Source organism: Bradyrhizobium sp. 138 (assembly GCF_023074075.1).
GTDB lineage: Bacteria > Pseudomonadota > Alphaproteobacteria > Rhizobiales > Xanthobacteraceae > Bradyrhizobium.
Genome location: NZ_JADPKT010000097.1, coordinates 1 through 12,169, shown reverse-complemented (window position 1 = coordinate 12,169; position 12,169 = coordinate 1). Strand labels below are relative to the sequence as shown.

General features: G+C 62.0%; 6 protein-coding genes and 7 pseudogenes. 10 read left to right on the top strand and 3 right to left on the bottom strand.

Annotated features, from left to right (window positions below):
* Window positions 1-82 precede the first annotated feature (82 nt).
* The 3 genes and pseudogenes from ruvB to IVA79_RS35010 all read left to right on the top strand — a co-directional run.
* Window positions 83-1,141: a Holliday junction branch migration DNA helicase RuvB gene (ruvB, locus tag IVA79_RS35020; protein ID WP_247561705.1), complete on the top strand. Its 1,059-nt coding sequence runs from the start codon at window positions 83-85 to the stop codon at window positions 1,139-1,141.
* Window positions 1,142-1,270: 129 nt separating this feature from the next.
* Entirely contained in the window at window positions 1,271-2,191 is a 921-nt protein-coding gene (locus tag IVA79_RS35015; protein WP_247561704.1) for a metallophosphoesterase, read from the top strand.
* A gap of 69 nt (window positions 2,192-2,260) precedes the next feature.
* A pseudogene (locus IVA79_RS35010) lies at window positions 2,261-2,341 on the top strand (acyl-CoA thioester hydrolase); the annotation flags it as partial.
* On the opposite strand, the gene IVA79_RS35005 reads toward IVA79_RS35010, so the two are convergent.
* The gene (locus tag IVA79_RS35005; protein ID WP_247561703.1) at window positions 2,323-4,026 is read right to left on the bottom strand and encodes a recombinase family protein; all 1,704 of its coding nucleotides are present in this window, start codon (window positions 4,024-4,026) and stop codon (window positions 2,323-2,325) included. The pseudogene IVA79_RS35010 and the gene IVA79_RS35005 sit on opposite strands and share 19 nt — an antisense overlap.
* A gap of 1,121 nt (window positions 4,027-5,147) precedes the next feature.
* Here IVA79_RS35005 and IVA79_RS35000 point away from each other — a divergent pair.
* From IVA79_RS35000 to IVA79_RS34980, 6 genes and pseudogenes are all read left to right on the top strand, one after another.
* Window positions 5,148-5,420 (top strand): hypothetical protein, encoded by a 273-nt coding sequence (locus IVA79_RS35000; RefSeq protein WP_247561702.1) that lies wholly within the window; start codon window positions 5,148-5,150, stop codon window positions 5,418-5,420.
* A 185-nt stretch (window positions 5,421-5,605) separates the two neighbouring features.
* A pseudogene (locus IVA79_RS37100) lies at window positions 5,606-5,734 on the top strand (gfo/Idh/MocA family oxidoreductase); the annotation flags it as partial.
* Between the two features lie 220 nt (window positions 5,735-5,954).
* Window positions 5,955-6,638 (top strand): annotated as a pseudogene (locus tag IVA79_RS37095) (DUF993 family protein); the annotation flags it as partial.
* A gap of 163 nt (window positions 6,639-6,801) precedes the next feature.
* Window positions 6,802-6,999, top strand: coding sequence for a DUF993 family protein (locus IVA79_RS37090; RefSeq protein WP_346658225.1), 198 nt, complete (start codon window positions 6,802-6,804; stop codon window positions 6,997-6,999).
* A pseudogene (locus IVA79_RS34985) lies at window positions 6,915-9,220 on the top strand (efflux RND transporter permease subunit); the annotation flags it as partial. The gene IVA79_RS37090 and the pseudogene IVA79_RS34985, both read left to right, overlap by 85 nt.
* Before the next feature lie 30 nt (window positions 9,221-9,250).
* Window positions 9,251-9,631 (top strand): hypothetical protein, encoded by a 381-nt coding sequence (locus tag IVA79_RS34980; RefSeq protein WP_247561700.1) that lies wholly within the window; start codon window positions 9,251-9,253, stop codon window positions 9,629-9,631.
* 247 nt (window positions 9,632-9,878) lie between these two features.
* On the opposite strand, the pseudogene IVA79_RS34975 reads toward IVA79_RS34980, so the two are convergent.
* Together IVA79_RS34975 and IVA79_RS34970 are read right to left on the bottom strand one after the other, a co-directional pair.
* A pseudogene (locus IVA79_RS34975) lies at window positions 9,879-10,307 on the bottom strand (ABC transporter permease); the annotation flags it as partial.
* 104 nt (window positions 10,308-10,411) lie between these two features.
* Window positions 10,412-11,593 (bottom strand): annotated as a pseudogene (locus IVA79_RS34970) (ABC transporter substrate-binding protein); the annotation flags it as partial.
* 26 nt (window positions 11,594-11,619) lie between these two features.
* On the opposite strand from IVA79_RS34970, the pseudogene IVA79_RS34965 reads away from it, so the two are divergent.
* Window positions 11,620-12,086: pseudogene (locus tag IVA79_RS34965) on the top strand (ATP-binding protein); the annotation flags it as partial.
* Window positions 12,087-12,169: the final 83 nt, after the last annotated feature.

Here is a 12,169-nt window from a genome sequence, read left to right as displayed (position 1 = left end):
TGCCCACCATCTTTCGAGTGATCGAAGACATGGTGGACACGGCGCGAAGAGCGCCTTTGCCCACCTACGAGGAGTTCGCTGAGTGAGCGATCCCAAGGCCAACCGCATGGTTTCTCCCGAGCGCCGCAGCGATGATGTCGGCGACACTGCGCTGCGTCCGCAATCGCTGTCCGACTTCGTCGGCCAGCAGCAGGCGCGCAAGAACCTCTCCATCTTCATCGAGGCAGCGCGCAAGCGTGGCGAGGCGCTGGATCACGTGCTGTTCGTGGGTCCGCCCGGCCTCGGCAAGACCACGCTGGCGCAAATCGTGGCGAAGGAGCTCGGCGTCGGCTTTCGTGCCACGTCGGGTCCTGTCATCGCCAAGGCCGGCGATCTTGCGGCCCTCCTCACCAATCTCGAGGAGCGCGACGTGCTCTTCATCGACGAGATCCATCGCCTGAGCCCGGCGGTGGAAGAGGTGCTCTATCCCGCGATGGAGGACTTTCAGCTCGACCTCATCATCGGCGAAGGCCCGGCGGCGCGCTCGGTGAAGATCGAGCTGTCGAAATTCACCCTCGTCGGCGCCACCACGCGCGCGGGCCTGCTCACCAATCCCTTGCGCGATCGCTTCGGCATTCCGGTGCGGCTGAATTTCTACACGATCGAAGAGCTCGAAAGCATCGTCAGCCGCGGCGCGCGCGTGCTCAATGTCGGCATGAGCGCGGACGGCGCCAACGAGATCGCCCGCCGTGCCCGCGGCACGCCGCGCATCGCCGGTCGTCTCCTGCGCCGCGTGCGCGATTTCGCCTCGGCGGCCGATGCCGACAAGATCGACCGCAAGATCGCCGACCACGCGCTGAGCGCGCTCGAGGTCGACGCCGCGGGCCTGGACGCCATGGATCGCCGCTATCTCTCGACCATCGCGATGAACTATGGTGGCGGCCCGGTCGGCGTCGAGACGATGGCCGCAGCACTGTCCGAGCCCCGCGATGCGATCGAGGACATCATCGAGCCTTATCTGATCCAGTGCGGCTATCTGCAGCGCACCCCGCGCGGCCGCCTGCTGACTTCGCACGCCTTCCGCCATCTCGGCATCGCCGAGCCCTCGCGCGATGCGGCGGCACAGTTCGGCCTGTTCGGCACGGACGAGAGCGACGACTGATCTGCGCTAATGTAGCGCGCTCCTTCTCTCATGAATTTCCGGTAATCTTGTGCAGACGATCTGCACGAGCGCACCCCAATTCCGCTTCAATCGGACCGCATCGAGAAGCTGCATCAGAAACGGGCTTCCATGATCACCCGCCGTCATCTCATCCGTTCCATCGGTGGCCTCTCCGCCCTTGGCGTCTCGACCGCCGCCTATGGCGTTGCCGTCGAGCCGGTGCTGCGGCTCCGCGTCACCCGCTATCATCCGACGCCGCGGCAGTGGCCGGCGGATCTGCCGCTGAAGATCGCCGTCATTGCCGACATCCATGCCTGCGATCCCTGGATGCCGCTGGACCGGATCGAGGCCATCGTCGACCGCACCAACGCGCTGAATGCCGACATCATCGTGCTGCTCGGCGACTACGTCGCCGGCCTGCATCAGGTCACGCGCATCATTCCGTCGAGCGAATGGGCCCGCGTGTTGGCCGGCCTCAAGGCGCCGCTGGGCGTCCATGCCGTCATGGGCAACCACGATTATTGGGACGACAGGACGGTGCAGCGGACCGGGCTCGGGCCGACGATCGCGCATCGTGCGCTGGAAGCCGCCGGCATTCCCGTCTACGAGAACGAGGTCGTACGGCTCACCAAGGACGGCCGCCCGTTCTGGCTCGCCGGCCTGGGTGATCAGCTCGCCTTCCTGCCGGCGCGCCGGTTTCGCAGCATGACGCGCTTCGGCGCCGACGATCTCAGCGCGACGCTTGCCAAGGTCACGGATGATGCGCCGATCATCCTGCTCGCCCATGAGCCCAACATCGCGCCGCGCGTGCCCGCACGCGTCGCGCTGCAGCTGTCCGGCCACACCCATGGCGGTCAGGTCCGCCTGCTGGGCTGGTCGCCGGCCGTGCCGCCGCAGCAGGGCATCCGGCTCGCTTATGGTCATGTCAGGCTGAAATGCGACGTCATCATCTCCGGCGGCCTCGGTTGCAGCATCATGCCGCTCCGCGTCGGCGTGCCGCCGGAGATCGTCGAGGTGACGCTGGGCAGGACGGGAGCAATTGTGTCCTAGCTGCGCTTGCGCGACCGCCCGTTTTTGCGCAAAACGGGCTGGTGACCGACAAGCGAAGAGGCACGCGACGTGACTGCCCATCTCGACGGCGAGATCCGCGACGGCCGGCACCACATGCAGGTCCGCGTCTATTACGAGGACACGGATTTCCCTGACTTGCCATTGTCGTAGTAGGCAAACGTGCTGATTTCTCGCTCCTTGCTACGGTTTTCAGAGAAAAGCTTCTTGCCGTAAAGCGCGGAGCTGTTCAGGTAGGGGGTATATTCGTAGGGCATCCGCTTGGGAACCGGATGCACTACTATGCATTCAATCAAGTTGCGGAAAGCGACGCGAGTTTCGATCGCCTTGGGATTCGTCTTGAGCGCGGTGACCAGCCTTCTAACCTCCGAACGGTATCCGTCACTGAATTTCGAGTGATCGAAGCCGATGACATTTTCGTCGCCACCGCCCAGCAGCCGCAAGCGCTCTTCAACTCTTTCCCGCTCCACGTCGCACTCATCGATCCGCTTGAGCAACTCGTCCGGCTTCCGACGGCTATTTGCGATGGCATATGACAGGCGTTCGATCTCGGTAGTCAACACACGGCGTCGACGCTCTAGCTTAGCGTGTTCGCTGCCCTTGTTCCGATCGTTTTTGCGCTCCTCCTTCCAGGCACACATCGCCTCTTCAATGGCTTTCGGCGAAAGCAATTTCAGTTGGATTTTGTCGGAGGCATCCTCGAGCAGAACGTCCATGTCGAAGCTGCGGGTGTGCTCGCAGGTGCCCCGCTGATGCGCGTTCGCGCATGCCGCGCGCGGTGCACCGTTACGCGAGGATTGAGCGATTCGCATGTGGCCATTGCAGACGCCGCACCGGAGCACACCGGCAAGCGGGTGCTCATTGTTGCGCGGGATCACGGCGCGACGCCGCGGCTTGCCAGTCGGTCCGAACATAGATACGGCGCGCGCGCTACGAACCTCCTGCGCTCGATTCCAGAGCACTTGCGGAACGATCCGTAGCTCCGGCTTTTTGACTATGATGTGGCGCTCTTCTGGATTGCGGCGCTTCTGTTTCTTCTGGGTCTCCGGGTTGAGAATTGTCGAGCGAACGTTCCAATGTATCTCGCCGATATATAGATCGTTGCCGATAATGCCGCGACCATGCCGACCGCCTGTGATGCACTGATGATTCCAGGTGGTACGACCAGCCTTGTTCTTGTGACGAGTTGCACCGGGTGAGGGCACGCCTTCGCGGGTGAGATCAGCGGCGATAGTTCGGGTCGAGCGGCCCGCTGCATATTCGGTGAAGATGCGGAGCACAATCTTTGCTTCGTTCTCATCGATCACGCGTTCGCCCGGCGCGCCCGGCCTCGGTCGATAACCATAGGCGTATGAGCCAGGAATTCTTCCGTTGGCAACAGCGTTGTCATGGCCGCGCCGAACCTTTTCGGCGAGCTGCGGCTTGTAAATCGTGTTGTAGAGACTTGCAATGCTGATGTCAGTGGCGGTCGCATAGACCCCTTTCTGATCCATCAGCTCGACGCCATTGAACTCGAAAACCTGCTTGAGACGCTGGATGGTTGCGGGATCACGCGACAAGCGGTCGAAATGTTCAACCACGACCACGTCAAAGTCCTGGTTTCGCACCCCGTTGAGCAAACGTTGATAGCCGTCCCTCGCACCTTCGGTAAGACCAGATTTTGCGGCATCCACAAACTCGCCGATGACATCGAGGTTGTTGCGCAATGCGACCTTCCGGCAGAGCAATAGCTGACCGTCAATCGAGGTCGCCTTTTGCATGTCGCTGGAATAACGGGCGTATAGTACGGCCGTTTTCTTCGATGACGCTGTCGTCATGCCGGTCCTCTATCGGCTGCCCCGAACCGTGATGTTCATCCCGTGCGAGCTGACGTCCGATAGCACGCGCCAACTCAAACCAGATTTCGTCATTGTCCGGATTATCCCAGCTCTGACGATGGGAGGGGGCAAGCGGTCGAATGGTCGCTCGTTGTCTTCGGAGAGATCGGATGCGGGCACGCATTTGCAAACTCGCAAGCAGAAGCTAGCGTAAATTTCTGCGCCGCGCTACAGCCAAGCCGCAGCGATTACTCGCAACGCTTCGCTCATGCTGACCTCGGCAGCGTCGAATGAAAATGAATTTCTTGAAGTGCCGCGGCGCGCGTGAGGGCATTCCTGGCGATGAGGCGCGTAGTCGAGAGCAGATGTGCTGAGCAAAGCGGAGTAAAAATACTTACGGGTGACGGCGGCGTAAGTCTGTTGCTGGGGCCGGTGCATAGCGGACCCGTTCTCGGTTCACGCGGCTTCTCGTGCAGATGTGTAGTGGCTGCCGCGGAGCGCCGGCTCGTCCATCAATAAAATTTGGCCGGTGGCGGCGAATTGTAGCGCACAGCCCAGACGCGGTGGTCCGCCCCCAAGGAGCCGTCGCTGATTGGGTCTTTCTTATTCCGCTGGTTCGATCACCCCCTTGCGTCGAGCCTCCCAGAGCAAGCATTCGCGTCTGCGTGAGCTCCGTAATCGCGCGTCGAAAGCACTGTCAGAGAAACGCATAGTTCTCATAGAGTGCTCCCGCTCCGATAAGGAGTTCAAAATTGAACTCGCTGCCCAGGTCCGTCCGGCGTCTGGATCCTCATGGATTTCCTCCATGTCGGCTTCGGATGATGCCCCGTGGCGCCTCACCAGCGCTGGCGAGATACGCGAACCGCTGGCCTGTGGTGGGAGGTGCACGCCGAGTCTGCCGCCTCGGCTAAGATCGGGTTGGGCAGATACGGTTCGCCGTTTTCCACGAGGAATCAGCCAGCCCACAACGGGAACCTCGCTCCGTCCAGGCGTTAGCATAGCCGCCCCGGTGCGTCGGAGTGGTGTAAATTATGTTTCTTCCTATTTTAATGAATGTTGTCGGGCTTAGCGTCCATGTTTTGCGGGAACGGAGACCGCGATGCCAAAGCATCAGACCTCGCTTGAAAAGATCGATCGGCGAGCGCGTGGCGGTGACGGTTGCGGCCGGCGACGTGCGCATCCGCCACGGCATGCGCGAGGTTGCGGTCCATAAGCAATCGGAAGGTCGCCGGCTGCGGATCATCGATTCCGCCCACCTCGACGGGGTTGCCGGTCGCACTGGCGCCTTCTGCCGACCGGCAATCGCGACACCGACAGTGCCGGCGCCTTCTCCACTGCCCTCGCTGTTGCGTCCTCTTGGCGAATACGAAGCAGCGATCGGAGGGAGCTTCTGATGGCGCGTACAAAAAAAGCTACCGAAGCGCCAATCGATCGGCTCGAGGCCATGCTGGTGCGATTGCAGCTCTCCGGCATCCGCGACCAGCTCGACAACCTGCTCGAGGAGGCGGCGCGCGCGAACCTGTCGGCGCGTGAGACGCTGATCCTGCTGCGCGAGCGTGACATCGCGCGCAAGGATCATCACGTCTACGAGGATGAGCCCTACAAGTTCACGCTGCTCGAAGCGTCAAACGTGTGCAGCTCGCCGAATCCGCACTCAAGAGCTGGTAAGGAGCGGCGCTGGATCGACGTCGCCCCGACCAAGGCCTGAGGTCTATTGCACAAGTGTCGATGTCTGTTGAGCCGTCATTGCGAGCGAAGCGAAGCAATCCAGAATGCCTCCGCGGAGACAGTCTGGATTGCTTGGTCGCGGAGTTTAGGTCCGGCCGGCCGAAGGCCGAACCGGGTGGCTCCTCGCAATGACGGGGAGAGGTCCGAAATCATGAACAGGCCCGTCCAGCCGATGTCCTCATTGTCGCTCAAGCTGCCGAATGCCGATCGTTCGATCGAGAATTCCCCGCAAAGCTCGAAGGTCCGCTCAACTGCATCGCGTTCTCGGCCGTGCACATTGTCGCCGATGCCTTTGCGACAACGATCCCTGGCTCTCGGTCGCGGTCGATTGGGACAAGACCATCGCGTTCCGCGAGCACGTCTGGGATCTGGGGCTTGGTGTCGCCGAGGCCATGGACAGCGCGCAGCGCGGCATGGGCCTGGACTGGCCGACCTCGCTGGAGCTGATCACGCGCTCGGTGTCTGCCGCGAAGCGGCGCAATGCGCTGGTGTTTCCGGGCGCCGGCACTGATCGTCTTGCGTGGAGGATGCCAAGACCATCGACGACGTGATCCGCGCCCATGAGGAGCAGATCTCCGCGGTCGAGAAGGTCGGCGGCCGCATCATTCTGATGGCATCGCGCGCTCGCAAAAACTCGGCCGGACGCCGACGACTACGCCAAGGTATATGACCGCGTGCTGCCGCAGGTTCGAGAGCGCGTGATCATCCACTGGTTCGGCGGCATGTTCGATCCGGCATTGACGGGATACTGGGGCACACAAGATCTCGACGAGGCGATGGACACCGCCGTTGCCATCATCAACGGCAACGCCGCCAAGGTCGATGGTGTCAAGGTCTCGCTGCTTGACAAGCAGCGCGAGATCGACATGCGACGGCGCCTCGACAAGCGCATCAAGATGTACACCGGCGACGACTTCAATTATGCGGAGCTGATCGCCGGGATGAGCGGGGTTTCTCGCACGCGCTGCTCGGCATCTTCGACGCGATTGCGCCGGCGGCGTCCTACGCGCTGTCGCGATTGGCCGCCGGCGACGAGGTCGGCACGACGTGCTCGGGCCGACGGTGCCGCTGTCGCGCCACATCTTCAAGGCGCCGACGCGCTTCTACAAGACCGGCGTCGTGTTCATGGCCTATCTCAAGGGCCACCAGGACCATTTCACCAAAGCACGGATGCGAGCGTCGCCTTCAACGGTGAGCACGCGATCTTCATCGGCGTGCAGGCGACGCCACAGGGCAACCCGCTGACGCTGGTCAAGGGCGTGCGCGCACTGTTCCCCGAACTCGAGCGCAATCTGCCGCCGTCGATGAAGATGAAGGTCGCCTACGACTCGACCAAGTTCATCCAGTCCTCGATCGACGAGGTGGAGAAGACGCTGGGCGAAGCGTGATCATCGTGATCGTGGTCATCTTCCTGTTCCTGGCCTCGCTGCGGTCGGTCATCATCCCGGTCGTCACGATCCCGCTGTCGATGATCGGCGTCTGCACCCTGATGCTGGCGCTGGGATTCAGCTTCAACCTATTGACGCTGCTTGCGATGGTGCTGGCGATCGGCCTCGTGGTCGACGATGCCATCGTCGTGGTGGAGAACATCCATCGCCATCTGGAGGAGGGCAAATCGCCGGTCCAGGCGTCGCTGCAAGGCGCGCGTGAAATCGTCGGTCCGGTCATCTCGATGACCATCACGCTCGCCGCGGTGTACGCGCCGATCGGCTTCCTTGGCGGCCTCACCGGTTCGCTGTTCCGCGAATTCGCCTTCACGCTGGCGGGCTCGGTGATCGTGTCGGGCGTGATCGCGCTGACGCTGTCGCCGATGATGTGCTCGGTGCTGCTGAAGAACACCGAAGAGGGTCGTTTCGCAAAGGTCGTCAACAAGGTGTTCGGCGCGCTGACGCGCTGGTATGGCCGCAGGCTCGATCGCTCGCTCGACTACAAGGCCATCACGGGCCTGTTCGCGATCACCATCCTCGGGCTCGTCGGCTTCCTCTACATGCACACGTCGAAGGAGCTGGCACCAGAGGAAGACCAGGGCATCGTGTTCGCGGTGACCAAGGCGCCGAAATACGCCAACATCGATTATGTCGATTTCTACGGCGAGAAACTCGACGAGAAATTCCAGCAGTTCCCCGAGACCGATCTGCGCTTCGTGCTGAACGGCATCAACGGCCCGCAGGGCGGCATCGCCGGCATGCTGCTCAAGCCCTGGGACGAGCGCAAGCGCTCGTCGATCCAGCTGAAGCCGCTGGTGCAGGCCGAGCTTTCCAAGATCGAGGGCGTGCAGGCCTTCGCCTTCAACCTGCCGCCGCTCCCGGGCGGGCCGGGCGGCCTGCCGGTGCAGATGGTGATCAACTCCACCGCCGGCTTCCGGACGGTCTATGAGCAGATGGAGAAGCTGAAGGACGCTGCGCGCAAGAGCGGCATGTTCATCGTCTCCGACAGCGATCTCAACTACAACCAGCCCAACGTGAAGGTGACGATCGACCGCAGCAAGGCTCAGGACCTTGGCGTCAACATGCAAAACCTCGGCGCCACGCTCGCGGTGCTGCTCGGCGGCAACTACGTCAATCGCTTCAATCTGGAAGGCCGCTCCTACCAGGTGATCCCTCAGGTGCCGCGCACCAAGCGGCTCTCGCCGGAATCGCTCGGCGGCTTCTATGTGACGACCAACACCGGCCAGCAGCTCCCGCTGTCGACGGTGGTGTCGATCCAGACCAGGACCGATCCGAACTCGCTGACGCACTATAATCAGCTCAATTCGGCGACGTTCTCGGCCGTGCCGATGCCCGGCGTCACCGTCGGCGCGGCGGTCGACTTCCTCGAAAGCGAGGCCAAGAAGCTGCCGCAAGGGTTCAGCCACGACTATCTCGCGGACTCCCGGCAGTACGTGCAGGAAGGCAACCAGCTCGCGATCACCTTCGGTTTCGCGCTGATCATCATCTTCCTGGTGCTGGCAGCGCAGTTCGAGAGCTTGCGCGATCCGCTGGTGATCATGATCTCGGTGCCGATGGCGATCGTCGGCGCGCTGATCCCGCTGTTCTTCGGCGCAGCGACCATGAACATCTACACCCAGGTCGGTCTGCTCACCTTGGTCGGCCTGATCACCAAGCACGGTATCCTGATGGTGGAGTTCGCCAACGAACTCCAGGTCAACGAGCGGCTCGACCGCCGCTCGGCCATCGAAATGTCGGCTCGCATCCGGCTGCGGCCAATCCTGATGACGACGGCTGCGATGGTGACCGGCCTGATCCCGCTCCTGACTGCGACCGGCGCGGGAGCAGCCAGCCGCTTCTCGATCGGTCTGGTCGTCGTCGCCGGCATGTCGATCGGCACGCTGTTTACTCTGTTCGTGCTGCCGGCGGTGTACGTGGTGCTGGCGACCGACCACCGCGCCGCGGCTGATTCCGAGCGGAACAAGCAGGTCAACGATCTCGATCTCGATCTTGGCTCCAAGGCGCTGCGGTCGACCTGAGGCGGGTTCAATCGAAGCCGAAAAGCGGCAATGGCAATCGCTGTTGCCGCTTTTTTGTTACGCCGTGCTAGTCTCCCGCCGGGTGTCGTTGTGCCCCGGCACGGCCATCATGATGAGGCGCCGCGAATTCCTGGGCGGGCTCGGTTCTGTCACGCTGCTGCGGCCGTTTGCGCGGCAGCAGCGCAGGCGGGCAAGGTCTATCGGCTCGCGACAGTGACGCCGAACGCCGCGGCCACCGAAATCAGCCCGGCGGGCCAGATCCTGATCAAGGTGTTGGGCCAGCGCGGTTTCGTCCTCGGTCAAAACCTGACCTTCGAGCCGCGCGGGGAGAGGGGCGATGTCGCAAAGCTTCCCGGGCTGGTTGCCGAACTGAAGACGCACCACGCTGATGTCATCGTGATCATCGGCTAGCCGACCGCAATGGCTGCCAAAGCGGCGGGCATTCCCACCGTGACGGCCAGCGGTCGCTTCCGTCCTTGAACAGGGAAGCGTGGTTGGGCGTACATTGCTCGATGGCAAGACGGTCCACGTCCCGGATGTGCAGGCCGACCCCGAATTTGCGCCCTCGTCCGCGCGGCTCTAACCTACGTACGATGCTTGGGGTGCCTCTGCTCCGAGAGGGGCTTACCGATTGGGGTGTTCGTCCTGCCGATCAGGAAGTCGGCAGTGAGATACCGATCAGCGAAATCGCCTGGAATAATTTGGCCAGCACGGTGCCGCGCTTGAGCGCCGAATAGACGCCCATCAGGATGCCGAAAACCATTGCAAATACGGTCGCGCAGATCGCAAGTTCCAGTGTTGCAGGCATACGCTCCATAAATAGCGTCGAGACCGGCTGGCGGAATTGATAGGAGACGCCGAATTTGAACTGCGCGGCATTGCCGAAATAGCGCATGAACTGCACCGGAACGGGGTCATCGAGACCGAGCGATTTGCGCACGGCTTCGCGTTCGGCCGCCGACGTATCGATCGAGACGATCTGGTTGACGGGGTCGCCGGCGAAGCGGAACATCGAGAACGCGATGATGCTGACGGCGAACATGACGCCGATGGCCTGAACGGCGTGGCGAAGAGTGAAAGCGAGCATTCCTTCCACCTTCCTTGGGTGTGTGTCTGGCTGACGTCTTTGTCAGCCGGAAAAGGAAAGGTCCCGGAAGCCTGACGCAGCCGGGACCCTGGGTTCAACTGGCGCTATTCCTGCTTGGTCGCCCAGTGGAACATGACGAGGTTGTCGGCGCGCTGCGGCAGGTTGACCTTTTTCGATACGCCCCAGGCCAGCGCCTGCTGGTGCAGGGGGATGTAGGCCCAGTCCTTGATGCTGATCTCATACGCCTGCTTGATCAGTTGATTGCGTTTGGCGGTGTCGGTTTCGACCAGCACCTTGTCGGTAATGGCGTCAAACTCATTGCAATAGCCACCAAGATTGGCCTCGCCACGCGAGGATTTCGCATCGTCACGGCACCCCATGTGTCATTCAGCACATTGTGGGAATCCATCGTGCTCGGCGTCCAGCCCAGCATGAAGAACGAGGTCTGGTAGCCACCTTGCTTCAGCACCTTGGCGAAGTACTGCGCCTTGGGCTGTGCCAGCAGATTGATTTTGACGCCGATGCGGGCAAGCATGCCGACCACGGCCTGGCAGATCGCGGCATCGTTGACATAGCGATCGTTCGGACAATCCATGGTGACCTCGAAGCCGTCGGGGTAGCCGGCCTCGGTCAGGAGCTTCTTGGCGCCGTCCAGATCGAATTTCGGCGGCGTAAAGTCCTTGGACCGTGCGAACAGCTCCGGCGCGATCATCAACGCGGACGGCGTCGACAACCCTCGCATCACGCGCGTTGATCAGCTCGATGTCGAGCGCCTTGTAGAAGGCTTCGCGGACCTTAACGTCCTTAAAGGGATTCCTGCCCTTGATTTTGGAGTAGAGCAGCTCGTCGCGGGTCTGATCGAAGCCGATGAAGATGGTGCGCAGCTCCGGGGCCTTCAGCACCTGGGCATTTGAGCTGGAATCGAAGCGGGAGATGTCCTGGATCGGCACCGGGTCGATGACGTCGACCTCGCCCGAGAGCAACGCGGCGACACGGGTCGCGTCGGAGGCGATCGGGGGTGAAGATGATCTCCTTCAGGTTACCTTCCATCTTGCCCCAGTAATTGGGGTTGGCCTTGAACACCGTCTTCACGCCGGGCTGATGTTCGATGATGAACGGACCGGTACCATTCTCGTGTAGCGAGGCGTAGCTCGGCGAGGTCGCGGACACCGGCGTCGGCTCGACGGCCTTGTTATCCTCCGCCCATTTCTATCCAGAATGTACCAGACATCCCATGCCGAATTCAGGATGGGATTGGGCGAGGGCAGGATGAAATCGACAGTGTACGCCGCATCGAGATGGCGCGGACACCGCACACTTCCCGGCCGTGAAGGAGCTTGCGAGCTTCGACTTCGAGGCGCAGCCGTCGATCGATCCAAAGCAGATCCGTGACCTGGCCGCGTCACGATAGATCGCCAACGGCGAGAACGTACTGCTGCTCGGGCCGCGCGGCGTCGGTAAGACGCACCTGTCCATTGCACTCGGGCGAGAGGCAATCCTGGTCGGGTATACGGTGCAGTTCACCACGGTGACGACGCTGGTCGCTGGCCTCGCCAAGGCGCACGGCGAGCGACGCCTGGACGAGAAACTGCTCGCGTTGTCGAAGCCAAAGCTGCTGATCGTCCTCGAACTCGGCTACCTGCCGCTGGAGCCCGACGCGGCGCATCTGTTCTTCCAGCTAGTTAGGTTAGCCGCCGCTACGAAACCGGCGCCATGCTGATCACGTCGAACCGCAGCGTTGCCGAATGGCGCACCCTGTTCGTCGAGCCGATGACTTCATGATGCCTCCTTCTTCGAATGCTTGGTGTGTCGTACCCGATTACGCAGCTGACTAATTTGTTCGTCTGAGAGCTCGATCTGCC

What these genes read in the sequence shown, in the direction of transcription:
- IVA79_RS35015 (WP_247561704.1), top strand. Translation starts at nt 1,271, where the DNA reads ATGATCACCCGCCGTCATCTCATCCGTTCCATCGGTGGCCTCTCCGCC.
- IVA79_RS34980 (WP_247561700.1), top strand. Translation starts at nt 9,251, where the DNA reads ATGGCAATCGCTGTTGCCGCTTTTTTGTTACGCCGTGCTAGTCTCCCG.
- IVA79_RS35005 (WP_247561703.1), bottom strand. Translation starts at nt 4,026, where the DNA reads ATGACGACAGCGTCATCGAAGAAAACGGCCGTACTATACGCCCGTTAT.